Annotated in this window: 19 protein-coding genes; 9 read left to right on the top strand and 10 right to left on the bottom strand. The window is 47.1% G+C overall.

The genetic code is table 11. The features are described 5' to 3' along the window. Together folP and cdaA are read left to right on the top strand one after the other, a co-directional pair. A complete protein-coding gene (folP, locus tag C943_RS01215) occupies positions 1 to 846 on the top strand; it encodes a dihydropteroate synthase (RefSeq protein ID WP_008623508.1) in 846 nt (281 codons plus the stop codon). Further along, positions 843 to 1712: a diadenylate cyclase CdaA gene (cdaA, locus tag C943_RS01210; protein WP_008623507.1), complete on the top strand. Its 870-nt coding sequence runs from the start codon at positions 843 to 845 to the stop codon at positions 1710 to 1712. Before folP ends, cdaA begins: the two co-directional genes overlap by 4 nt. Positions 1713 to 1771: 59 nt before the next feature. On the opposite strand, the gene C943_RS01205 is transcribed toward cdaA, so the two are convergent. Beyond that, positions 1772 to 1966: a cold-shock protein gene (locus C943_RS01205; protein ID WP_008623506.1), complete on the bottom strand. Its 195-nt coding sequence runs from the start codon at positions 1964 to 1966 to the stop codon at positions 1772 to 1774. 89 nt (positions 1967 to 2055) lie between these two features. On the opposite strand from C943_RS01205, the gene C943_RS01200 reads away from it, so the two are divergent. Beyond that, complete coding sequence (locus C943_RS01200) at positions 2056 to 2544, top strand: SixA phosphatase family protein (RefSeq protein WP_008623505.1); 489 nt, start codon at positions 2056 to 2058, stop codon at positions 2542 to 2544. A 19-nt stretch (positions 2545 to 2563) separates the two neighbouring features. Here C943_RS01200 and C943_RS01195 read toward each other — a convergent pair whose 3' ends face one another. The 9 genes from C943_RS01195 to C943_RS01155 all read right to left on the bottom strand — a co-directional run bounded on the left by C943_RS01195 (position 2564) and on the right by C943_RS01155 (position 15716). Further along, the gene (locus tag C943_RS01195) at positions 2564 to 3301 is read right to left on the bottom strand and encodes an SDR family NAD(P)-dependent oxidoreductase (protein ID WP_008623504.1); all 738 of its coding nucleotides are present in this window, start codon (positions 3299 to 3301) and stop codon (positions 2564 to 2566) included. A 66-nt stretch (positions 3302 to 3367) separates the two neighbouring features. Then, positions 3368 to 4771 carry an ATP-dependent protease ATPase subunit HslU gene (hslU, locus tag C943_RS01190; protein WP_008623503.1) on the bottom strand — a complete coding sequence of 468 codons (1404 nt, stop codon included), beginning with the start codon at positions 4769 to 4771 and terminating at the stop codon, positions 3368 to 3370. Positions 4772 to 4840: 69 nt separating this feature from the next. Further along, positions 4841 to 7321, bottom strand: a complete 2481-nt coding sequence (lon, locus tag C943_RS01185; protein WP_040478555.1) for an endopeptidase La — start codon at positions 7319 to 7321, stop codon at positions 4841 to 4843. A 124-nt stretch (positions 7322 to 7445) separates the two neighbouring features. Further along, the gene (locus C943_RS01180) at positions 7446 to 9512 is read right to left on the bottom strand and encodes an IPT/TIG domain-containing protein (protein WP_008623501.1); all 2067 of its coding nucleotides are present in this window, start codon (positions 9510 to 9512) and stop codon (positions 7446 to 7448) included. A 12-nt stretch (positions 9513 to 9524) separates the two neighbouring features. Next, positions 9525 to 10751 carry a hypothetical protein gene (locus C943_RS01175; protein ID WP_157198383.1) on the bottom strand — a complete coding sequence of 409 codons (1227 nt, stop codon included), beginning with the start codon at positions 10749 to 10751 and terminating at the stop codon, positions 9525 to 9527. A gap of 242 nt (positions 10752 to 10993) precedes the next feature. After that, the gene (locus C943_RS01170) at positions 10994 to 11380 is read right to left on the bottom strand and encodes a hypothetical protein (RefSeq protein WP_008623499.1); all 387 of its coding nucleotides are present in this window, start codon (positions 11378 to 11380) and stop codon (positions 10994 to 10996) included. Positions 11381 to 11386: 6 nt separating this feature from the next. After that, the gene (locus C943_RS01165; protein ID WP_040478552.1) at positions 11387 to 12580 is read right to left on the bottom strand and encodes a hypothetical protein; all 1194 of its coding nucleotides are present in this window, start codon (positions 12578 to 12580) and stop codon (positions 11387 to 11389) included. A 650-nt stretch (positions 12581 to 13230) separates the two neighbouring features. After that, complete coding sequence (gene rseP, locus C943_RS01160) at positions 13231 to 14550, bottom strand: RIP metalloprotease RseP (RefSeq protein ID WP_008623497.1); 1320 nt, start codon at positions 14548 to 14550, stop codon at positions 13231 to 13233. After that, complete coding sequence (locus tag C943_RS01155; protein WP_008623496.1) at positions 14550 to 15716, bottom strand: 1-deoxy-D-xylulose-5-phosphate reductoisomerase; 1167 nt, start codon at positions 15714 to 15716, stop codon at positions 14550 to 14552. Before C943_RS01155 ends, rseP begins: the two co-directional genes overlap by 1 nt. Before the next feature lie 199 nt (positions 15717 to 15915). On the opposite strand from C943_RS01155, the gene C943_RS01150 reads away from it, so the two are divergent. From C943_RS01150 to C943_RS01125, 6 genes are all read left to right on the top strand, one after another. Then, positions 15916 to 17355, top strand: coding sequence for a S1C family serine protease (locus tag C943_RS01150; protein WP_008623494.1), 1440 nt, complete (start codon positions 15916 to 15918; stop codon positions 17353 to 17355). 40 nt (positions 17356 to 17395) lie between these two features. Continuing rightward, positions 17396 to 17812: a nucleotidyltransferase substrate binding protein gene (locus tag C943_RS01145; RefSeq protein ID WP_040478549.1), complete on the top strand. Its 417-nt coding sequence runs from the start codon at positions 17396 to 17398 to the stop codon at positions 17810 to 17812. A 174-nt stretch (positions 17813 to 17986) separates the two neighbouring features. Beyond that, positions 17987 to 19261, top strand: coding sequence for an LVIVD repeat-containing protein (locus tag C943_RS01140; protein WP_008623491.1), 1275 nt, complete (start codon positions 17987 to 17989; stop codon positions 19259 to 19261). A gap of 24 nt (positions 19262 to 19285) precedes the next feature. After that, positions 19286 to 19900: a hypothetical protein gene (locus C943_RS01135; RefSeq protein WP_008623489.1), complete on the top strand. Its 615-nt coding sequence runs from the start codon at positions 19286 to 19288 to the stop codon at positions 19898 to 19900. Positions 19901 to 20405: 505 nt separating this feature from the next. Continuing rightward, the gene (locus C943_RS01130; protein WP_008623485.1) at positions 20406 to 24671 is read left to right on the top strand and encodes an Ig-like domain-containing protein; all 4266 of its coding nucleotides are present in this window, start codon (positions 20406 to 20408) and stop codon (positions 24669 to 24671) included. Between the two features lie 2 nt (positions 24672 to 24673). After that, the gene (locus tag C943_RS01125) at positions 24674 to 25594 is read left to right on the top strand and encodes a PorP/SprF family type IX secretion system membrane protein (protein WP_008623484.1); all 921 of its coding nucleotides are present in this window, start codon (positions 24674 to 24676) and stop codon (positions 25592 to 25594) included. The last annotated feature ends 174 nt before the right edge of the window (positions 25595 to 25768 follow it).

Genomic DNA, 25768 nt, shown 5'->3' with positions numbered 1-25768 from the left:
ATGTTTTTTCCCACAAATATAACACTCCAAATCAAAGGAAAGCTGTACCTAGTTGACAGGCCATGGGTCATGGGAATCATGAACATGACACCAGATTCTTTCTTTGTCGATAGTCGGGTTGAGTTGACCATGGATGGAGTTCTCAGGATTGCCGAACGGATGGTCGAGGAAGGGGCAGAGATCTTGGATATCGGCGGCTATTCGAGTCGTCCCGGTGCTGCAGAAGTGTCGCCGGAAGAAGAGATCTCGAGGACGGTACCCTACATTGAGGCAATCAAAAAACGGTTTCCAGAGACCTTGATTTCCATTGATACTTTCCGCGCTTCTGTCGCTAGACCCGCAGTTGAAGCTGGGGCGGATATTGTCAATGATATTTCAGCCGGCGATTTGGATCCAAACATGCTTGAAACGGTCGGGATGCTTGGTACCCCCTACATTGCCATGCACATGAAAGGTTCACCGCAGACGATGCAGGCCATGGCAAACTACACTGAGGTTACGAAGGAGATTTGTTATTTTTTTTCGAGAAAGCTGGAAGAATGTCGGAAATTTGGCATCAAAGATGTAATAATCGATCCAGGGTTTGGTTTTGCCAAAACTTTGGAGCAAAATTATGAGATACTCAGAAATTTGGCGTATTTTAAAACAATTGAGCACATTTTGCTGGTTGGATTGTCAAGGAAGTCCATGATTTACAAGAAATTGGAGATCAAACCCGAAGAGGCCCTCAATGGGACCACCGCCCTTCACATGTTTTCTCTCCTCCACGGGGCCAACATTTTGAGGGTCCATGACGTGAAAGCAGCTAAAGAAACAATCGAATTATATAAACAACTTTATCCTTGACGCTTCTTTTTAAGATCGGATTTTTGGAAGTATCCGTCGTGAATATCATCGATATCACGCTGGTGAGTATCCTATTGTACCAAGTGTACAAACTTCTCCGAGGTAGCGTGGCGATCAAGATTTTTCTAGGGTTCCTGTCGATATATCTGATGTACCTCATGGTCAGTGCCCTAAGGATGGAATTGCTTTCCATTATATTGGGACAGTTTATGGGCGTAGGTGTGATTGCGGCACTGATAATCTTTGCGCCGGAAATTAGGAAATTCCTACTCCTGATCGGTAGGTCATCTTTCCTGTCCAATGAAAACATCCTGCAAGAATTGCTTTTCTGGAAAAAGCGTGACAGCAATGCTTTTAACATCAATCCCATCATCGAGGCATCCAAGAGCCTTTCCGGTACAAATACCGGCGCATTGATGGTTATTTCTAGAAATACCGAGCTGAAGTTTTATGCAGAAAGTGGCGATATCTTGGAAGCACAAATCTCAAAAAGGTTGTTGGTTTCCATTTTCAATAAGTATAGCCCCCTCCATGATGGCGCGGTGATCATTTACAATGGCAAAGTCAAGGCGGCAAGATGTATTCTGCCGGTGACGGAAAGGGAAGTCCCCGCGCAGTTTGGGCTGCGCCACCGCGCAGGTATCGGTATGTCAGAGGCGACCGATGCCTTGGTTTTGATCATTTCAGAGGAAACGGGACAGGTTTCTTTGGCAAAAAATGGCAAAATCCTGCACAACCTCTCCTTCCAAGAGCTCAGGGAATTGATCAACGAATACCTGATAGGCAGCGATATAGACGAGAAGTTCGAGGCGATTTCCGTATACGAAAAAGCCCGGATCCAGAAGATATCTCCTAGCAGTGCATAAAATCAAAAAGCCTTATCCGTCGGGATAAGGCTTTTTTTTTGCGCTAAGAATAGACTATTTTATTTCACTTTTTTCACATTGATGGCATTGAGACCTTTCTTTCCATCCTTTACGTCATAAGTTACTTTGTCATTCTGGGCCACTTTGTCCACCAAACCTGTTGCGTGCACAAATACGTCGTTTTGAGACTCGTCATCAACGATAAAGCCGAATCCTTTGGCGTCGTTGTAGAATTTTACTGTTCCGGTAAGCATGATAAATATTAGAATTATGTGGTTAAATGTACTTTAAATGTAAATATACTGGTTGGAAAAACAAAAATATATTTTGCTAAATTGGAGATATGAAAAAGCTTGTGATAGTCAGACACGCAAAATCCTCTTGGGACGATCCTTTTCTAAACGACCACGCTAGGCCACTTGCTGAGCGTGGATTGAAGGATGCACCTAAGATGGCGCAACGCCTCAGGAAGGAAAAGATCTACCCGGATGCGATTTTGTCCTCTGATGCCGAACGGGCAAAAGCGACCGCATTGATCACTGCAGAAGTGTTGGATTTTCCCAAACAAGATATTGTTTTTAAACATGGGCTTTACCTCGCATCCGCTGCAAGCCTTTTTGCAGAGATCAAGAAGACCGATGATGAGGTAAAGACCTTGTTCATTTTTGGTCACAACCCGGGACTAAATGATCTAATATCCAAGTTGGGTGGGGATATTGACAACCTGCCGACCTCAGGTCAGTTCGCCTTCAAGTTTGATGTCAAAAAATGGGAGGATGTTGCAAGCAAAAATGCGAAAGTCTGGTTTTTTGACTATCCCAAAAAGAGCTGATTGGATTTTGCCCTGGAACTTAGAAATTGCGTACATCCTGGATTACTTCCGGGAAATCCGCTAAATGTTCGACGAGATACTGTATTTTCTCTGCCACCGAAGCAGGATTGCTCAACAGATTTCCAGCCTTCATTTCCCGAAACCTTTTCAATTGGGAAAATGATTCCTCCTCGGACTTCCGGATTGTTGCCTGCATGTCCGTATCGACGACTCCGGGTGCCAAGGCAAAAACCCGGATACCTGTTCCCTTCAATTCTGCTTCCTTCTTGGCAGTTTGGCTCATGGCATTGATGGCGGCCTTTGAAGCGGAATACATCGCCCAACCGTCGATGGCCTTGGTCGCTGCACCTGAACTGATGTTGATGACCACCCTCTCTGTCTGTTGATAAGAGGCATATTTCGACACAAAGGCATTTATCAAAATTGCGGGAGCTATGGTATTAATCGAAAAAACCTCTGCAATGTTTTTGGGTGAAAGCGCGCCAACATATTCGATTTTGCCAAGCGTCCCAGCATTGTTGACTAGGACAATCCTCGAAAAAGTCCCGGTGGGGAATATCCGATCTAAGATTGCTGGGATTGAATTTAAATCTGACAAGTCACATGCGATCTCTGTGAAGTTAGGGTGCTCGATCGCGGTCTTCGTTCTCGAAATCCCGATCACCCGAATGCAAGGATTTTGGATCAAATGGTTGACCAAACCCAAACCGATTCCTTTGCTGCTGCCGGTAATGATATAGAGTTGTTCGCTCCGCATTTGATTTTTGTTCAAATAGGTAGAAAAAATCCATCCTGAACTTTTGGCCCAGGATGGATATTTTGATTAAAGGATGTACTGCGAAAGATCCCGGTTTTTGACCAGGGAACTCAGCCTTTCTTGGACCATTTCCCTTGTGATCATGATCCGCGAGTTGGACTCGATCGTGTCAGGGACATCAAATAGAAAGTCGTTCAGCAAATGGCTCATCACCGTGTGCAAACGCCTGGCCCCAATGTTTTCCACCTGTTCGTTGATCTGGAATGCCAGTTTGGCGATCTCCCGAATGGCCTCGTCGTTGAAGTCCAAATACACTTCCTCAGATTCGAAAAGGGCTTGGTATTGCTTGGTCAGTGCGTTTTTTGGTTCTTTCAGAATGCGGTAAAAATCCTCCTCCGTGAGGCTGTTGAGCTCCACTCTGATCGGGAATCTTCCCTGCAACTCAGGTATCAGGTCAGAAGGCTTGCTTACATGGAAAGCTCCTGCCGCGATGAACAGTACGTGATCGGTATTGACAACTCCGTATTTTGTATTGACGGCGCTGCCTTCTACGATGGGAAGCAGGTCTCGTTGCACACCTTCCCGGCTGACATCAGGACCCCCGCCGGATTTGCCGCTTTTGGAGGCGATTTTGTCAATCTCGTCTATAAAGATGATGCCATTATTTTCGGCGAGCTTTAAGGCTTCTTCCTTGACTTCGTCAAAATCAATCAGCTTGGAGGCTTCTTCCTCCATGAGGATTTTCCTGGCCTCAGAGATGCTGACTTTGCGCTTTTTGGTCTTTTTGGGCATCATGCCGCTGATCATGTCCTGAAGACCAGCTATGCTTGCGTCGTCCATCATGCCGTTTCCGATCATGCCGATACCGACAGGCGGACTTTGCTTCACGCTGATTTCAATCTTGCGGTCGTCGAGTTCACCCCTTTTCAGTTTCTCCCTAAAAAGATCCCTTGTTCGCTCATTCAATTCATCATCGGAACTAGGTTCTGTGCCGATTTCAATCGTGTTTCCGGAAATTGGTCTGGCAAAACTCGGACTTTTCACAGGCGGGATAAGGATGTCCAAAATAACTTCTTCTACCGCTTCAGCAGCCTTCTCTTTTACTGCCTCATTCTTCTTTTCCCTTACCAAATGGACGGATTGTTCGACGAGGTCGCGGACCATGCTCTCGACATCCCGGCCCACATAGCCGACTTCGGTAAATTTGGACGCTTCCACTTTGGTGAAGGGGGCATTGGCAATCTTCGCCAGCCTCCTCGCAATCTCCGTCTTACCGACACCCGTAGACCCGATCATCAGGATGTTGTTGGGGACGATGTCTTTCTGGATATCGCCTTTTACATTCATCCGCCGGATTCTGTTGCGCAGGGCAATGGCCACGTTGCGTTTGGCGTCGTGCTGGCCGATGATGTATTTGTCAAGCTCTGCGACGATTTGTCTGGGAGTCAAGTCATGAAATTCGTTTCTCATCTTGTAGTGTCGGGATATCCTTTTCGGAGTTCCCTTTTTTAATGGTTGGTATAGCTCTGGTAAGTCCTGTTAAGCTTCCTTTCCATGCTCCTTCGGAAAGGTAAACTGCATCGGTTCGTCTACTTTTGTTTTGAGTAGGGCGAGTGCCAACACTTCCTCTACCTTGTCGACAAAGTGGAAGTTGAGTCCTTTAATGTATTCGGTGTCGATTTCCTCGATATCCCGTTGGTTGTTTTTGCAAAGGATGATTTCCTTGATGCCTGCACGTTTGGCTGCGAGGATTTTTTCCTTGATTCCTCCGACCGGCATGACCTTTCCGCGGAGTGTAATCTCCCCAGTCATCGCCAGTTTTGCCTTCACCTTTCGCTGGGTAAATGCCGAGGCCATTGCCGTCAGCATGGTAATCCCCGCAGAGGGGCCGTCTTTAGGTACCGCTCCGGCGGGGACGTGGATATGTAAGTCATAGTGGTCAAACACCCGGTAGTCGATACCCAATTTATCTGACTTGGTCTTGAGGTAAGAGAGTGCCGTCATGGCGGATTCCTTCATCACATCTCCCAATTGTCCAGAGAGCGTTAGTTTTCCTTTGCCTTTGCTGAGTGAAGCTTCCACGAAGAGGATTTCCCCGCCCACGGAAGTCCATGCCAATCCAGTCACGACACCGGGAATCGAATTGTCCTGGTAGATTTCCTTGTCGAATATTTCTCCACCAAGGATTTTCCGGACCATTTGCACGGTCACTTTCTTGGAGTATTCTTCCTCCATGGCAATCGACTTGGCGATGTTTCGAATTACTTTTCCGATGGCTCTTTCAAGGGTCCTGACACCTGATTCGCGGGTATAGTCTTCTATGATCTTGACCAATGCGGCTTTGTCGAAGCTTATGTCCGTGGCTTTGAGGCCGTGTTCTTTCCGTTGTTTGGGGACGAGGTGCTTTTTGGCAATCTCCAATTTCTCTTCCATCGTATAGCCGGTCACTTCGATGATTTCCATCCTGTCCCGCAAGGCGGGTTGGATCGTATCGAGCGAATTGGCAGTGGCGATAAACAGCACCTTGGAAAGGTCATACTCCACCTCCAGGTAATTGTCCACGAAGCTGCTGTTTTGCTCCGGGTCGAGTACTTCCAAGAAAGCAGAGGAAGGGTCACCACGGAAATCGGAACTCAGCTTGTCGATTTCATCCAATACATACACGGGATTTGAAGACTTCACCTTCTTCATGTTTTGGATAATCTTGCCGGGCATGGCGCCGACATAGGTCTTGCGGTGGCCGCGGATTTCGGCCTCATCGTGCACGCCGCCTAGGGACATACGTACATATTTCCTGCCCAAAGCGGTAGCAATGGATTTTCCCAAAGAGGTCTTGCCGACTCCCGGAGGTCCATATAGACAAAGGATTGGACCTTTAAGGTCTTTTTTGAGTTTGAGAACGGCGAGGTATTCGATGATCCTTTCCTTCACTTTCACAAGGCCGGAATGGTCGCGGTCCAGGATGGCCTTCGCCCGCTTGAGGTCAAAATTGTCCTCTGTGTATTCATTCCACGGCAACTCAACAAGTGTCTCGGCATAGTTGAGTGCAATGGGATATTCCGCCGCGGATGGATTGATGCGGAGGATTTTATTGAGTTCTTTTTCAAAATGCAATGCCACTTCCTTGGGCCATTTTTTTAGGGCTCCTTTGGCGCGCAGTTCTTCGACCTCTTTTTCCGGTCCTTCTTCCCCAAGCTCGGTCTGTAGCACTTTCATCTGCTGGCGGAGGAAGTAATCCCGCTGCTGCTGATCGATATCGGTATGGACTTTCTTTTGGATCTCGCTCTTGATTTCCAGCATTTGGATATCCTTCATCATGAATTCCAAAAGCAAGGTGGCCCGCTCCAAACCGTCGTTGATCTCCAGCAAGCGCTGCTTCGCTTCCACCGGTGCATTGATGTTGGAGGAAAGGAAATGTGTCAGAAAGGCCGTATTGTCGATATTGTCAAGTGCGACTTGTGCCTCGCGGGGAATTTCGGGATTGAGGTGGAGGATTTTGGCGGCGGACTCCTTAAGGGATTCCTCTAGCGCCTTGATCTTTCGGCTGTTTTTGGGGAAGTTTTCATCCAAGTATTCCACCCGCGCAGTAAAGTAGGGATCCTCGGTCAGGGTTTCGGTGATCTTGAACCGTTTTTTTCCTTGGATAATGATCGTCGTATTCCCGTCGGGCAAGACAATCATCTTGATAATCTTGGCCAAAGTGCCCACATGGTAGATATCCTCCCAAGCCGGGTCGTCGTTTTGGGGATTGATTTGGGCGCAGACGCCGATCATCTTATCGCCTTTTTGGGCTTTTTTGACCAATTTGATGGAGCGCTGCCTGCCCACGGTAATCGGGATCACCACACCCGGGAAGAGCACGGTGTTGCGGACCGAAAGAATCGGGATGTCCGTGGCGAAATGGTCCGGCTGCTGCTGGGTTTCCTCTTCGTCATCGGTAATCAGCTGGATGAGGTCACCCTCTCCCGCATAGTCGCCTCCCATCATGGTTTGATATAACTGGTTTTTGAATTGCATCATAAGGACAATATGACAGATAAGCTGTCATGAAATAATAAAACAGCGAAGAACCCCCAATTTATGAAGGTTCTTCCAATAATTTCAATGAATATGCCAAGGAGAATGGGTGGTACAAATTGGCAGGTTACTCGAATTTGAAATAGGCAGGGTCGGCTTCGTACACCCTGTTAAATGAAGTCGAGAAAATCGTGTTTCCGATAACAATTGGAAAGTTAACGAGGGCTTGTCTGCCATTTTCCGAGTTTAGCATCTTCACCGAGTAATCATCCAAGTTTAGTTCAGCCAAAACTGAGTTAGATTGAAAGTAAGCCTTATTGCCAATGACTGGAACATGGCTTGCTTGGAGATTTTCTAGATTTTCAAATTCGGCCAATTTCTCCCAATCTTCTGTTTGAGGATCAAAACGGAAAAGGGATGGTATGAAGTTTTCGGGCGAATAGCCGAATCTGTAAAGTTGATTTTTATACCTGAAACCCAAGAGTTTTGAAATTTGACCTTGGTATGTGATCGAAGGAGATATTAGTTTCTCCCACTTTCTCTCTAGCATGCTGTACCTCCAGCGTTCTGGTTTCTCGGTATAACCATTAACAGACTCGATGAGCCATCCCCCGTCGCAATAAAGGTATTGTTCTGTTGAGTAGGCGGAAGTTATGTAAACCAGATTGGAGGGATGGGATGGTAAAAGCGTCACTTGTTTAGAAATCGGATCCAGTTCAAAGATGTATGGAACATTACTTGGCGATTGTAGAGGATTTCCATCGCCTCCAATGTATATTTTTCCGTTGGGAGAACTTACAACAAATGAGTACCAGTATAGTTGAAATTGTTCGGGAAAAGTGTAAACCAAAGAAGAGGTTTTGGTAGAGGGATCGAACTCTACGATTTTTTTTGTCGTGACTATATATCCCTTTTTCCCGTCTGTAGCAGAGCCCAAGACATATTCAGAATCCTCTATATGATCTGATAAACTGAGAAACGGAAGGCTTAAATCCTTGAATGTGACAGTAACAGAATTTTTAGATTTCACTCCAAAAGTGTTTGAAAACAATGCGAGAGTCCTTGGAAGGAAAAAATCGTCTGTTTGATAAACCCTCAGTGTAATCTTTTCGCTGGTCGATTCTAATATTTCGAAATTCAAACCGGGCGTATCCGAGGTTATCTTATTCAATCTGGTGAAATCCGGATTGAAGTTTTGGCCGAAAATGGTGAACGGGTCGGAACTGAAGATATTGAAGCCTTGTCCAGGATTGATTTCACTGCCTTTCAATTTAAAGGCATTTTCCAAGAGGTATTTTTTTCCCCTAACCGTAATCTCCAAAGTCGGGGATTGTTCTTCGATCGGCGCTTTTGGCTTGAATCTGATTTCATTGCTTGAGAAGAAGTCAATAGGTATTTCAAAAAAATTGCCCTCGGGATTCTTGTATCTGACTTTTACCGTTTCACTCATGAGGTCGCTGCCGCTGATGCTGATAGATTCTCCCCATGTAAATTCTTTGCTTGTGTTGGTAGTGAATTTGGCTGTTCTGAAATTCAGGGGCCATTCGACCAAGAGTTCCTTTCCGGAAATATCAATTTTGAAGTCAAAAAGCCCTTGTTCTGCCTGTTTTTCAGTGAATCCAAAAACGGGAGGGAGGACGATTTTAAAGCTCGTTGGACTAAGGTCAAGAATCTGGGCATTGGCACCCATTACCTGCACTCTGTAATTACTGGATATCCTGCTGAAGTTCCTACCCGACACAGTGATAGTATCCCCAAAATACACCTCTTCCGGGGCTGAAATAGCATCGAAAATGAATCCGAGCGAGCCCTTGCTGGTAAATTTGATTTGTTCAGAATACACCAGACTCCTGTTCGTCCTTACAAATGCTGCAACGAAATATTCTGATCCTTGACGCATTCCATAATCAGCGATAAGTTTGAAAATCGTTTCTGGTTTACCTGATTGTTTTACGACGTCACTTGTTTCAATTGAAGGATTTGGAGTTTTGCTAAACACAAACCCATATTCCAAAATCTCCTCTGAACCAAATTCAAACACATTGGCCGCGAACTCCACACCGGAAGCGTCGATGTTTTGCACATAGGCCACACTGAACCTCGGATTGGTCGCAGGCTTGACGTCTTCGTCTTTTTGGCAAGAGAAAAGCATAATCGCTGCCAAGAGTAAAATCGATATTTTTTGGGTATTCATATGCTTCAATGGTTAAAAACGTAGGCCGATCAATAGACTGGTGTTGGTTTGGTTGTAGGATGCTTCGTTGAAGGGAAGGTTGACTTGGTAGAATGCAGGCAGGTAGTCAAGTTGCAATTCAGCAAGAAGGCCGATCTTCTTCGAAAAATTCCAGACTACGCCGATTTTGCCGGCAGCCGAGGTCATTTTTTCATTGATGCTGGTAAACTCCGTCTCGTAAATCGTGGTGACTCCATTGTGCGTGAGCGTTTGGTCTACCATGGCAAACTCGCTTTCCAGACTGCTGAAGCGGCTATTGAAACCAATGCCGATATAGGAATCAAAGCTCCCCGCTCGCGTCCAGGTGTAGTTCACAAAAGCGGGGATGGTGATTGTCGATGCGCTGAAGACCTCCTTCGCGGTCATGTATTGGCTTTCTGAAGTGTATTCGGATATGATCGTGTTGTCCAACTTGGAGTAGCCGACCGAAACGTCGATGGAAAGCCGCTTCCAGCGACGGAATTGGTGGGCCTTGATGCCTATTTGCATGATTGGTGTCTGGTGATTTTCGAAAGCATCTTTTCTGTTTTCCGGACGACTGGCAGGGCTCATGCTCATGTAAGTGACACCGCCGTAGATCACCGGGGATATCCTCACAAATGGCAACTCGGGAAGGTGCTGTTCATAGGTGATTCCTTCGCAGTAGTGATATTTGGAAAGTAATTTGACCAAAGAATAATCATCGTATTTGGTATCAGCCAGTACATCGTAGATTTCTGCACTGCATTCCCCGGCCATTAGCATGTTGATCGTGCCCAAATAGGGTTTCTTCAGTTCCCGCGTCTCCCTGCCTGCGACGGTCGCCTTGTCGTAGAAAGCCTTCAGTTCGTGGATTTCTCGACCGTCGTTCACGTAAAACTTGTCATTGGCCTTGTATAGGCTAAGCTTTCCTGTCAATAAGACTTGTACAAATTCCAAATTCTCTGATCCAGGTAGCCTTATGGCCATAAACTTGCGTCCGTTTTGGAACCCGAAACCTTGGATGTCCCCTGGCCCAAAAGTGCCCGTACCTCCACCGGCAGACCTGAATCGGACGGTATTGTACTGGTCATTTTCAAAGCTGCCCAAAATGACACCCGTTTCCTTTTGTCCATTGGCCTTGAGGATGTAGTCATCGGCCTGTTTTTGGGCGAAATTTGGATGGCAGATCAGCAGCAACAAGCTGCAGCACAATCCTCTAAAGAGTGGGAGTCTTATCATTTGAGAACGGGTTTCATAAGTATTCTCAATGATACCGAAATTTGCAATATTAAAAAATAAGGGGATGGAATATTTTTTCCGTGAAATTCACCTGTTTTTATGAAGCGATCAAGGGAACGGAGAGACCTGTATTGACCTCCACTTTGGTAAATGTTCTTTAGAAGATCAACAAGCAGGAACCTGGCTGGTTGCTGCTAGGTAGTTCGCCCAAATCAAATGAAACCTAGCGGCACCGGTCAGGGTTATCGCTGATTAACAAACTCAACAATACCGGAGTAGGTGATTCCATTGGTGGTTCGCATGAAGGCAACCAGCAAGTATTTTCTTCCGGGGACCATTGTATGCGCTGTTTCCAGCTCGAAAAAATCATCGGGCTTTCCCGCGCGACTGATCGTTATGCCATCGCCGACCCGAGGCGTAGGCTTATCATTGTAAACAAATCCATATTCAACAACTTCCTGTGTACCATAATCATACACTTTTGCGGCGAAACGCACACTTACCGGATCAATTTTTTGTACAGTCGCGGCACTTAGCCTTGGATTTTTCCTCGGTGCAAGCTCTACCTCAGCACAAGCAGAAAGGAAAAGGACAAATAAAATAATTGAAGTGTATTTGATGGCCGCCATTTGATTTCAGAAGATTATGCTAAACAAAAACGCTACTGTAAATTGCTTGTAGGTACTGTCCGAATAGGGCCATACCCTCACCGTATTTTTGGACTGATAGTCGAATTGAAGTTCGGATAACAGTCCAACCTTTTTCCCTTGATTGATATGGGCACCAAGTTTTATCGCGGGGGCGAAATCCCGGTCTTCATTGAAAAAAAACTGTTCTTCGGTAACTGTGGTGACCGAGTTGAAGAACAGCGTGTAATCTACGATCGCATAATCAACCTCAAAGCTCGTGTTTCTGACAATTCCACCTAAGCCAATATAGGTGCCAACGGATCCAAATTTGAACAGTTGGTAGTCAACAAACATCGGCACGAGTATGCTAGAGCTTCTATAGACCTGTGTTCCGGTTGTCAATCCTTCAGAGTTCTCGAATTGATAGTTCAGCGTGTTGTCCCTATTCATGTACGCAACGGACAAATCAAATGCAAGTCGAGGAAGCTTCCGGATTTGGTGAAACCTTACTCCAGCCTGAAATACCGGGAATGAGTTCCTATCAAAAACCATCACTTTACTCGCATTGATCGGATAATAATCCTGGTTTAGGAAAGCCAATCCTGCCGTAGCCATTGGTGAAATCCTAACCAGAGGGATTTCCTGAATATGATTGATGAATTCCAGGCCTTCGCATTCATGATACTTTGAGAGTATTTCGGCCAAAGAGTTTTCTGTATACTTGGCACCCATCACCGTTACAACAAGCGAATTGCCGCAATCACCCGCCAAAATAAGGTTAAGCGTATTGACAAAAGGTTTAAAATTGCTCCTTTGTGTATTGCTTTCGGCGCCCAACGACTGACTGTAACTACTGTTAAGTTTAACAAGCTTGCCGTCGTCATCAATGTAGAATACTTTCTTGTATTTGTATAGGCTTTTTTCCCCCGAAAGGATGACTTGAACAAAAACCTTTTCATTCTCCTCAGGCAAGTGGATAGATTTAAAGTATCTCCCATTGTCAAGCCCAAAGGCTATGAGATCAGACGGCATGTACTGGTTCACAGCCTGGTCTGAAGAATTCCTGAAATTGACCGATTTCGCATTGGTAAAATCGAAGGTATTCACCATTGAACCATATACCTTTTCCTGCGAAGGCAAAACAACAAAGTCGCCATCCTGTCCATATGAGGATATGGATAAAAGTATCAGCAGGAGCAAACTTGCGAAATATCGATTTAAGACCATGGGTGATACGAATACTAAAACCTTCCCCAATGATACCGAAATTTGCAATATTAAAAAATAAGGGGTGTGAAATAATTGTTTATTCGAAGTGCGGACACCATAATAGGTTCTCGGCAATCAAAATCGAGATGAAAAGATGAGTTGGGGGAATTATCTGATTTCTTGGTTTTTGTCGGAAAGTGTACGAATGGTGTACGAGGCAGGTACTAGGGGTGTACCATGAGAGGTACAACAATTAGAAAAGATGCGGGATCGAAATCTATAGAAAAGATATTGATTCCGATTCCCACCCAACCACCGCCCGAGATCAGTCCCACCGCCTCCCTACCATGTCGGCACCGTGTCGGCACAGTGTTCCCACCGTGTCCCTATCACTACCCGTACCAACTCCGTACTTAGTCCGTACCAATTCCGTCTCAACTCCGTGTTAACTCCGTATTTCTGGTAGTTCCTTGGGCTTATTACTCGGTTGTTTAAAAGAGAAAAAAGGCCTAATAAGCTAGCCTTTTCGGGGTAGCTATTTGTTTGTGTTTCGGAATTACAGCCAACCCTTTTTAGCCAACAAAGCAAAAGGGGTGGAACGAATCCCACCCCTTTGCTGAATATCTATTGTAATGTAGGAATTATGCCCCTGTAAAGAGCTTAAGGATATCATTTCCGATGGCAAATACCATCAAGGCCAGCAACAAGACCATGCCTACTTTCTGGGCATTCTCGAGGAACTTGTCGGAAGGTGCCTGTCCGGAAATCATCTCATACAGGAGGAACATCACGTGTCCACCGTCCAATGCCGGGATCGGCAACAGGTTCATAAAGGCCAAAATCATGGAAATCAAGCCTGTGATACTCCAGAACTTCACCCAATCCCATTTGGAGCCATAGATTTTTGCCATGCCGATCGGTCCGCTTACATTTTTGGCGGAAACTTCTCCGGTAAACATCTTGCCGAGTGCCTTGGCGTTGACTATGACGACGCCAAAGGCTTTTGCCGTCCCCTTGCTGATGGATTCTCCGATGGAGTATTTTCTGACGACTGGCTCTAATAGTGAATTGGCCTGGATGCCAATGGTGCCTTCTGCGGAGACAGGTGTCATTTTCTCGAGTTTTTGCCCTTCCCTTTCGATCAGGATGGCCGCTTCTTTGCCCTTGGTCGCTGCCAATGCGCCCTGAAGCTCATCGAAATATTGGATCGGTTGTCCGTTGACTGCGACGATTTTGTCCCCGGCCTGCAGTCCTACTTTTGCAGCTGCGCCATCTTTGCTCACTTCACCAACTGTGAATGGAAAGCGGATGCTGAGGAAATTGCCCATGCTCTCCTCGTTGGAGAAAGAGTTGATAAAACCTCTTGGGATTTCAATTTGGATGGTTTCCCCGTTGCGCTCCACGGTGTAGAATCCCCCGGAACTCAACAACGCTTCCCCACTGCTGAGGTCGGAAAGGCTCACATAGGGCTGTCCGTTGATGTCGAGTACTTTGTCGCCGGTTTGGAAGCCGATTCCCTTGGCAATGTCATAGGCAACGATGCCGTTTTCCACGACTTGGTCTCTGGAGAAATAGGTTTCACCCCTTTGGTACACCAAAACCACAAAGATCAAAACGCCCGTGATGACATTGACGATGATACCGCCAAGCATGACGATGAGGCGCTGCCAGGCTGGCTTGGAGCGAAATTCCCAAGGCTGAGGCTCGGAAGATAGCTGCTCCGTATCCATGGATTCGTCCACCATGCCGGAGATTTTCACAAATCCCCCCAAGGGAACTGCGCCGATGGAGTATTCCGTTTCGCCCCATTTGAAGCCGAAGATTTTTGGGGGGAAACCTATGGAAAACTTCTCCACCCGCATCCCAAACATTTTGGCCGTCAAGAGGTGCCCCAATTCGTGCAATCCTACCAGTATCGACAATCCCAGAATCAGCTGGGCCACCATGATCAATGTTTCCATTATACTTTACTCTTGATTGATTCTTCTGTTAATTTTCTAGCTATTCGGTCCGTCTGCACATAATCCTCCAAACTGGGGTGCGCGACAAAATCCACTTTTTCGAGCGTCTGCTCTATCAAATCCGACATTTCCAAAAATCCGATCTCATCCCTCAAAAACGAGGCCACGGCTATCTCATTGGCTGCATTGAGTACACAGGGAGCATTTCCCCCTTTTTCCAAAGCAGCAAAGGCAAGGCCTAGGTTTCGGAAGGTTGTCATGTCGGGCTTTTCAAATGTCAGGTTTGGATAATTGGTGAAATCAAACCTGGGGAAATCCGCCTTGAGCCTTTCCGGATAGCTCAGGGCAAACTGAATGGGGATACGCATATCGGGCAGCCCAAGTTGTGCTTTTATACTCCCATCTTCAAATTGTATCAAAGAATGGATAATCGACTGGGGATGAACCACCACCTCTATTTGATTGGCATCTAATCCGAAAAGCCACTTGGCTTCTATGACTTCCAAGCCCTTGTTCATCAGGGAAGCGGAATCTATCGTGATTTTCGCACCCATATCCCAATTGGGATGTTTCAGTGCCTGTGCTTTGGTGACAGTCTTGAGATACTCCCGGTCTTTTCCCCTGAACGGTCCTCCTGAAGCTGTCAGGATGATTTTTTCGATCGGGTTGTGGAATTCTCCAACAAGACACTGGAATATCGCCGAATGCTCCGAATCTACCGGATAGATGTTGACACCTTTTTCGCTGGCCAATTGCGTCACCAACTCGCCTGCTACCACCAAGGTTTCCTTGTTGGCAAGGGCGATGGGTTTGCCTGCGTCTACCGCCTTCAGCGTCGGAATCAGGCCCGAATATCCCACCAAAGCGGTCAGGACGATATCAACCGTGTCCATGGTCACCACGTCTGACAAGGCTTTTTCACCCGCGTACACCTTGATGTCCTGCGCCGACAATGCATCTTTTACGGTAGCATACAGGGCTTCATTGCCGATGACAACACAGTTGGGCTGGAACTGCAGGGCTTGCTCGATGAGAAGTTCGGCGTTGTTTTGTGCGGTCAGGACCTCTACTTCAAACTTTCCCGGATGGGCTTGGATGACTTCCAAGGTTTGTTTTCCAATACTTCCTGTGGAGCCGAGAATGGCTACATGCTTTTTTCCTGACATCAATATGGGTACGATTGACAAAATTGCAAGCTGACAGTGTTGGTGTCACGTCCTCCGCAACTGACAAAATTACAAGCTTCATTGGGTTTTCCCTCAACTTTTCCAGTCTTTTTGATTGCGGTGGCAATTGGCATGAAAATCGGTATTTTCATCACTGCAATTGTTAAACTCAAAAATTCACGGATCGTTCAGATACAATATGGCAAATAATCTGAAAATTGTTTTTGTAGCCTTTGTGGCGGGTCTTGTAGGCGCGTGGGCCTATGATTCTTTGAAGAGCAAAGAAGAGCCGGTATTTGGGAGCGAAATAAACATCCCCGAAAATGCCCGGCAACAGTACGTGCGCTATGACAGCGGGCCAAGTGCCGCTAACAATCCACCGATTTCCTTTGTGGAAGCTTCCGAAAAGAGCACTCCCTCGGTAGTGTTCATCAAAAACTTCTCGGGTACCGACCAAAGGCGCTACAGCATGTTTGACTTTTTCTTTGGTACCGGCCCGACGCAGCGGGTGAGTACAGGCTCGGGGGTGATCATCAGTGCGGATGGTTATATCATTACCAACAACCACGTGATCGATCGCGCGGAGGTTATTGAAGTGGTCCACCAAAAGCGCACCTATCCAGCCAAGCTCGTTGGGACGGACAAGAATACCGACATTGCAGTTTTGAAGATTGAAGGAAAGGGCCTTCCCGCCATCACCTTGGGCAACAGCCGAGAGCTCAAAATCGGCGAATGGGTAATCGCAGTGGGCAACCCTTTCAACCTGACTTCGACCGTGACTGCGGGGATCGTTTCGGCAAAAGAGCGACAGATCAATATTCTTGGTGGTGAGTTTCCGTTGGAGTCCTTTATCCAAACCGATGCACCTATCAATCCCGGCAACTCAGGCGGAGCCTTGGTCAATGTCAGGGGAGAACTGGTGGGCATCAATACGGCCATCCTTTCCCGCACGGGTTCCTATACGGGATATGGATTTGCGGTGCCCGTGGACATTGCGATGAAAATTGCCAATGACCTGATCAAGTTTGGGGAAGTCCAAAAGGCAATACCCGGTATCGAAGTAGTGGAGATTACGCCGGAGTTGGCAGAAGAAATGAAATTGGGTTCTTTGGATGGTGTGATTGTGACCCATGTGGTTCGGGAAGGTGCTGCCGAGAAGGCTGGGATTGAGCGCAATGACGTGATTACCAAAATCGAAAACATCAACATCACCGGCAACGGAAGTTTCGAGGAAGTACTATCCTACTACTACCCCGGCGACAAGGTACGCGTCGTTTTCAAGCGTGGTGGAACCGAACGCAACGCAACCCTGACGCTTCAAAACCTCGAAGGCGGGACAGGCGTGCTGAAGCGGGAGTTTTACGCATCCGATCTGTTGGGTGCAAGGCTTGAATCTGTAAACACGATCGAAAAGGATAGGTTCAACATTTCCTATGGAATCAAAATCACCGGCATGAGTCGGGGCTACCTGAGGGATTTGGGCTTGAATAATGGTTTCGTCATTACACTCATCAACGGCGAGCCTGCCAAAAATCCCGAGGATGTCGGCAAGTTTTTGGAAAAATTCAGCGGAAGGCTGCGCTTGGAGGGATTCACACCGGGCGGGCAACCTTTCATGCAGTCATACAATGTGCGCTAAAATTCTTAACTTGAAGACTGTATAAAAATCGACCTTGAAGATGAAAACAACCGCCCCAAATTGCGAACAGTGTTTGGCAGACTTCTCCGAGGCCTTGCAGGAATTAAAAGATGCGCTGTGGCAATATTCCCACAATCATAAGGATGATAAGTCGCAGCGGAAAGTCATCCGCCTCTTCGAACTCGCACATGAGATGGCCTTGAGGACCATCGGTGAATATTTCCGAAAGCAGGGGAGAGGGTACTTTTCCGGCTCGAGGGATGCAACCGTGGAGGCTTTCAACGAGGAACTGATCGATGACGGCAAGGGCTGGCTGGACATGGTCATCGACCGGATTCAGTACAATCCTATTTATCAGGGCCTTGACCAAGGAGAGTTGGCGGATAAAATTGTCCACAAATACATTCACCTATTGGAGAATTTCCAAAGGAAAATAATCAGGAAATTGGAGGGCTAGATGAGCCCTCTTTTCTTTTGCGTGAGATCTTGTTGCAGCGATGAAATTTCTCCTTCCTTCGCTTTTCCAAAAAAAGATCGCGGTAGAAGGATTTTTTTCGATCCTTTCTGTCGCACTTCAAAAAACAGCTGCGTCTAGGGTTCAGAAGTTTTTCTTACCTCAAAACATTTTGCCATGAAGACCTATTTTCCTTCCCCCTTCTTTCGCTTCATGTCCCTGCTGCTGGCGGGCATGATGGTCTTGGTGCTTCCTTCTTGTCATGACGAAGTGACAAGTACCTATACTTTCAAGACGGTAATCCCCGTGTATCTTGAAATGAGTACAATCCGGGCAAAGGACATAGTGGTGGCACCGCCGCAGGAATTGGAAAATCCCGGTAAAATCTACATCTACGGCGACTATCTTTTTGTCAACGAGCCCCAAAAAGGGATTCATATCTTGGACAATTCCAATCCTGCCGCCCCGATCAATGTAAACTTCATCAAGATTGACGGAAACGTGGATTTGGCTATCAATTCGGGGATTCTCTATGCGGACAGTTATGTGGATCTTCTGGCATTTGACATCAATGACATCCGCAACGTGAAACTGGAGAATAGGGTCCAAGATGTCTTCAAGCACATGTACCATCACCACGACACCGGTGTGATCATTACTTATAAGGATACAGTCATGACTGCCGATTCCAACCAGATGTGGCATTGGGGAAGGCCTTGGGTAATGATGGATAGGGTAAACTTAAGTGCCCAGAGTGCCTCGCCCGGATCCCAAAGCTATGGACAGGGGGGATCGATGGCGCGGTTTACGCTGATGAGTGGGCACTTGTATGCCGTGGATGAATACAGCTTGCGTGTGTTTGACGTGGCGGACGCCAAGTTGCCGAAACACCTTAAAAATATCGACCTTGGCTGGGGGATTGAGACGATTTTCCCTTTCCAGGAAAAACTCTTCATCGGCTCCAACACCGGTATGCATATCTATGATGCCAAAATCCCCAGCGATCCAAGGGAATTGGCTGTTTACCAACATATTCTCGCCTGTGATCCTGTCGTAGTCAATGAGAAGCATGCATTTGTGACCTTGCGAAAAGGGGTCAACTGCAACAATGGCGTCAACGAGCTCCATGTCGTCGATATCCAAAACCCTCGTAATCCGACGCTTTTGAAGGCGTATTCGATGCTACATCCCCACGGCCTTTCCTTGACGGGGGACTTCCTTTATGTGGCAGAAGGCAAGCATGGGCTGAAGAGTTTTGACGTCAAAGATGTGATGGCAATCGACAAGCATCAGCTCGAATTCCTGCAATCCATGAAGTCCGTTGACATTATCGCAGGTCCCAAATCACTCATCGTCATCGGTCCGGATGGGGTTTGTCAGTTTGACTACAGCACGCCATCGGTCCTGAGACCGCTCAGTTGTATCCAAGTCAAAAATCCTGTCGTAGTTTAGGTTCTTTCGGCGATCGGCGAAGCTATGAAATTGAAAGTAATCCTTTTTTTGCTGTTTTACATGAGCTCTGTAGCCAATGCAGGAGCACAAAAGTACTTCAACCAGACGGATTTTGGCGTGCTGATCGGCAGGGTGGAGGCTTGGGAAGACAATTTTGACACGAGACTGAATTTCACTTTCACCACCTTCCACGGGGTCAAGATTCTCCCGGCCCATGCTGTCGGATTTTCTGTCGGGATAGACACTTACCCTGGCTTGAAAATCATGCCTTTGGCATTGGGCTGGAGGGGATTTCGGGAAAAAGGCAAAAAATACACCTGGTTTGCGGGGATGGACCTGGGAGGCGGTTCTACGATTTTGCAGAAAACTACACGCACCGAATGGTCCGAGAGTTGGTTTGATGGGGGCATTTTCGTCAGTCCCTCGATTGGCGTTCGGAAGAAACCCAAGGATGGAAATCATTCTTTTGTCTGGTCGATCGGCTACAAGCGTCAGGAGGCTTCCTTTTTCGAAGGCTTTTACGATTTTTCTGGGGTTCAACCTTTTTTCAATTCGAATATACCGGCCGGCTTTTCCTCCGTACGTACGGAGAAATATGCCTTCAATAGCTTTTTTGTAAAATGGGGGTTGATGTTTTGAGGGTTTTTGGTTAAAAATCCAAAGGCCCGAGAACTGATTTGCGGGCCGATTTATCAAGATTCTAACAGAGTTCCGGATTTCAAGTTTTGGCCAAGCTAAAGTGCGTTGCAGGTAAGTATCCTATTTTTAAAAAGCGAACAGTAAATCGGGGCGATTTTTCATCCTTCCTACCACAAGACCAAGGTAGATAGCCGTCCGTTTTTTGACACTATATTCATTATCATCAGGAATGCCTACCCATTGAAGGTTTTTTCTGCCCAATCACGCCCGCAATTACGCCGATTTCTTACTAATTCTAAATGCCAGGTGAAGTCATCCAATCAATAACAAAAAACACTTTTTTATTGATTGACTTAACAAAATTTTTGAGTAAAAAAATACCATTTTGTAGGTATTGTTTCATCAAGTCAAAAAAACAATATTTGAAATGCAGTTTTAATATATTTAAAAGCCTTTCGCCCATTTGCCTCACTTAAAGGATTGTTTAAACAATCAAAAACATAATATGCGTGTATCCTTTTGTCGACAGCTCAATCAGTCGATTCCTGTTCTGCTGATTCTTTTCACCCTATTTCTCTCTGGCATATCGAATTCCTTTGCCCAGGAAACCATCACCGACATCGACGGCAATGTGTATGAAACCGTGGTGATCGGCGATCAGCGCTGGATAAAAAGCAACCTCCGGGTGAAGCATTACCGCAACGGCGACCCCATTCCAGAGATTAAAGACCCTGGTGCCTGGGCAAATACAAGGTCAGGGGCATGGTGCTACCTTAACAATGACCCTGCTAATGAGGAACTTGGCCTTCTGTACAATGCCTATGCATTTTTGGACCCTCGGGGATTGGCACCGGAGGGCACCTATGTTACATCTCTTTGTGACTGGGGGGAATTAGCCATTGAATTGGAAGGAAGAAAATTCGTTGATTATCCGCTTAACGGTAATTCTATAGGAGATAAGATTAAGGTTCCATCTTTCTTCGATATTAATTCAGGATCTAATCCGAATAATTCCTCTGGACTTTCGTTCGTTCGAAGTGGGTTACGTGGTTACGATGGAACATTTTTTGATAACAATATCGCCTATCATTGGACTACTGATTTAAGTAGCGACGAAAATGGGATTAAGAGTTTTTATAAGAGTTGGGTTGCTGGTGCATACAAAGAATGGCTGAATTATTATGCTCAAGCTAATGAGGGGATATCCATCAGAGTAATCGTAGGTGAGCCAAAGGAGAGAACAGTTTTTAGAAAGGAAGAGCAGTCTTTTTGTGGTGTCTCTTATGTTAGTGATCTTGTTTTTTCTGTTCAAAGGGAGGATAGCTTCCGTTGTACATACACCCGCGAAATTGACTGCTACCGTCAAATTTCATGGTTCAAGGATATTGACTTTACTATTCCAGCACCTTATTACGGTGTTTTAAAGGATGGGGATATTCTCTACGGAAAGGCGGAATTTATTTTCAATGAACAGTTTGGTGGTACGATAGTTTGCTCTGAAGAAATCCTCGAAGTCACAGTCCGTATTCTTGAGCCCCAACCGCCTACTGGCGAGCAGAGCCAAGTATTCTGCGCCGGGGCGACGGTAGAGGATTTGGTAGCAGAAGGCGATGAAATCCGCTGGTACCCCACGCTCAACTCCACAACACCCATTGCCCCTGGCACGCTGTTGCAGAATTCGAGGTTTTACTATGCGGAAAACCGGGCCGGTACCTGCGTGAACCCCACCCGCCTTCGGATTCAGGTCGAACTCGTTAGTCCCACCCAGCCTACTGCGGAAGCCACCCAGGAAATCTGTGCAGGCACACGCCTTTCTGGCCTTGCGGTCCAAGGAACGGACCTAATCTGGTACTCGGAAGCAGGTGAGGAGCTTTCTGCTGAAACTTTGGTAGCAGACAATGTCACCTATTTTGTGGCGAGCAAAGTAGCTGATTGCGAAAGCAACAGGACTGCTGTTAGGACCGTTCTCAGCGGCCCCCCTTTACCTACCGCCACGGAAAACCAAGAGCTATGTCCCGGATCCAAGGTTGCTGAGTTGGTTGCGACGGGCCAGAATATCCTTTGGTATGCTGCTGCCAATGGAGGAAGTCCTTTGGATGCTGAAATACAGCTGGAAGATGGGAAAAGCTACTTTGCCACCCAGACTGTGGACGGTTGTGAAAGTGGGAGTAGGAAAGAGGTCAGGGTATCGCTTTTGGCCGTCCCTCCAGTCACCGCTCCACAGCTGCAGGAATTTTGCAATGCATCAACGGTAGCCAATCTTCAGGCGACAGGTACCAATATCCGCTGGTATAGCGACCAAAGTCTGACGGCCGTACTTACTTCGAACAGTCCTTTGGAAAACGGCAGGACCTATTATGTTACCCAGACAATCAACGGTTGCGAGGGTCCAGCCCTCGCAGTACAGGTTGCAGTCAATGCTGTCAGTATTCCACAGGGTGAAAGCGAACAGACGTTCTGTCTAGGTGCTCAAGTCTCGGACCTGGTTGCCTCGGGAGCAGGGATCCAATGGTTTGCCTCGGCCACAGGCGGTACGGCACTTTCCAGTGCACAGCCGCTGCAGAATGGCTTGACATATTATGCAGAACAACGGATTGGAGACTGCCAAAGCGCGGCGAGACTCGCAGTGAGGGTTACAGTCTCTTCAGTAGATATTCCCGTCGCAGCAGCGACACAGACTTTTTGCGCGGGTGCTTTGGTATCAGATATCGCAGTCACGGGCCAGAATATCCGTTGGTATGCCTCCGCCACAGAAAATGACCCCCTTGCAAGCAATGAATCATTACAGGACGGTAGGATCTATTATGCCAGTCAGACAGTCGGCGGCTGTGAAAGCGTCTCCCGAAGAGCAGTTCGGGTCAGGGTGGTGATGGTGTCTCAGGTGAGTGCGCCGCAAAGTCAGGCCTTCTGTAATACGGCTACGGTAAGTAACCTACAGGCAACGGGAACAGCCATTCGTTGGTATGCTGACCAAAGCCTCACGACTTTGCTTGCCTCGACGAGCCCTTTGGAAAATGGACTTACCTATTATGCCACACAGACAATAGAAGGATGTGAAGGACCGTCCCTTGCTGTGCAGGTTGCCATCAATGCGGTACCGGCCCCTCAAGGAGATAGTGAACAGGGTTTCTGTACTGGTGCACTGGTATCGGATCTTGTTGCGACCGGGACAAATGTCCGTTGGTACAACACCGCTACCGGAGGAACCCCAATTCCAAATAATCTTCCGCTTCAAAATGGCAGCACCTATTATGCCGAGCAGACCATCGGCAGCTGCAATAGTGCCGTACGGTTGGCGGTGACAGTATCGGTATCCTCTGCTGACTTGCCTACCGCCTCCGCCAATCAGACCTTCTGTACCGGCGCATCCATCTCGGATATAGCCATCACCGGACAGAATGTCCGTTGGTATGCTTCTGCCACTGGGAATGATTTGTTGTCAAACACAGCACTATTGGTGGACGGCAGGACCTATTTTGCCACCCAGACGGTAGGTGGCTGCGAGAGTGCTTCGAGAAGGGAGGTTTTGGTGAGGGTGATCAATGTGCCGCAGGTTACTGCGGCGCAAAGTCAGGCCTTCTGCAACGCAGCCACGGTGAGCAATCTCCAAGCCACCGGCACAAATGTCCGTTGGTATGCGGACCAGAACCTGACAATGGCACTCAGCCCCAACAGTCCGCTTGAAAACGGCAGGACTTACTTTGCGACCCAGACCCAGGAGGGATGCGAGAGTGCGCCTGTCGCTGTACAGGTGACCGTCAACCAGGTGGCGCCTCCTACAGGGCTTTCTGACCAAGAATTCTGCAACGGAGCTTTTGTAGATCAACTCCAGGCCACGGGTACTGCAGTCCAGTGGTTTAGTAGCGGTACTGGTGGAAACCCATTGGCTGGGAACCTGCCGCTTCAGGATGGCAACATCTACTATGCAGAACAAACCCTTGGAAGTTGTAAAAGCGCAACAAGACTTGCGGTAAGGGTAAGAATCAACATTCCTCAGATTCCAGGAGGAGCTTCCCAACAGGAGTTCTGCGAGGGTGCAAGGGTATCCGAACTTCAGGCGACCGGCACTAATCTCGTTTGGTACAGAAATGCCTCCGGCCCTGAGACACTGAATCCGAATGATCCAATACAGGATGGAGGAGTCTATTTCGTGAGCCAGCGGATTGGTAACTGCGAAAGTGCCAGAAAGCAAATCAGGGCTTCAATCATTAGAATACAGTCTGCAGTGGCGGACGCGGAACAGCAATTCTGTGAGTCCGACCAGCCCACAGTGGCCAAGCTCTTTGCAGTGGGTGAGACCATTCGCTGGTACAGCAGTCCATCTGGTGGTCAGCCACTTTCGGAAAGTGAACGACTTCAGGACGGTCAGACCTACTATGCGGCGAACCTTTCGGGGAATCGTGGATGCGAGAGTTCAGTCCGGGTTGCAGTAAGGGCCATTGTTCAGCCATGCGAGGTGGAAGTGTTCAATATGGTCACGCGCGACGGGAACAATAAAAACGAATACCTGAAGATCAAGAACATTGAGTCTTTCCCAGAAAATCGGTTGGAAATCTATAACCGTCATGGAGTACTGGTATGGGCAGCTGACGGTTACGGCAAGGACGGGAAGTTCTTCTTTGGGGAATCCAACCAGCCAGGTATATCGCAGCCCGAACTTGGGCTCCCAACTGGCAATTACCTGTATGCCTTGACTTATAAAAATCCTGCTGCAACCCTGCCAGTCCGCGTGACGGGATACCTCTATCTTCTCAACACCCAAAGAAAATGATCATGAAAAAAATAACGATTGCTGCAATATTTTACTTGGCGATTGCTTTCGCAGTACGGGCACAGATAGATCCCAAGCTTTCGGTTTTCACCTTCAATCCCTTGATTTATAACCCGGCATTTGCAGGGGCAGGTGGTGGACTGAGCGCCATAGGAATCCATAGTTCGCAGTTTACGGGTTTCGACGGGGCCCCCAAGACTCAATACCTTTCGGCCCACGGGCTTTGGGAAGAAAGTAACCTTGGCCTGGGATTGGATTTCATCAATGATCAGTTTGGGGCTACAAAGGAAACAGGGTTCAATGCCAACATCTCCTATTACCTGCGCCTCAGTTCCAACCTCCGGATGGCTTTTGGGATGAAGGCGGGAATGAATTCGGTGCGGATGGATTACACAAACTTGAACATTTCAGATCCTGATGAAGATATCGTTCAGGATACGCAATTCAACATGATCCAACCCAACTTGGGATTTGGATTCTACCTCTTTTCGGAAAGTTTCTATTTTGGGCTTTCTACGCCGAGTGTGTTTCTGTCTGACAGGTATGACCCTTTCGAGCTTGGCGTCAGTGTGCGCGATGCGAGTTATTTCCTGATGACAGGTTTGCGCTTACCTTTAAGCGATATCGTCACAATCTCTCCAAACATTCTGGCGAGAAAACTGACAGGTGCCCCAACCAGTTATTTGACTTCCGTCATTGCTGATTTCTCGAACAATGCATTTTTCGGGTTCAACTGGGAGCATAAATCCAGTGTCGGATTGCTGGGAGGTTTGAGGTTTGGCGAGTATTTCAAGGGGGGATATGCCTATGATTTTCCGACCAACAGCCTTGGGAGATATACCCGCGGGACTCATACCTTGTTTGTAAGTTTTAACCTCGATGGGTTCCAAAGAGCGTCTTCGATGCCTTGTTTTTACTATTGATTTGGTTAAAAAAGGAGAAAAGCACATTTTATTGCTTGGACAGTTACCTGTACTTAGGGTCAATTTTGTCCGAAGTCCCGTAGATCATCTTTTCAAAAAAAATCCCTAATCCCAATTCTTGGGGTTTTCTGTTATTCTTTCTGTCATTTTTTGCAGGAGGTCATGTAAGAAAAA

It is taken from the genome of Mariniradius saccharolyticus AK6, assembly GCF_000330725.2.
Lineage (GTDB): Bacteria > Bacteroidota > Bacteroidia > Cytophagales > Cyclobacteriaceae > Mariniradius > Mariniradius saccharolyticus.
The sequence above is the reverse complement of the archived record's forward strand: the minus strand, read 5'-3'. Positions and strand labels throughout refer to the sequence as shown.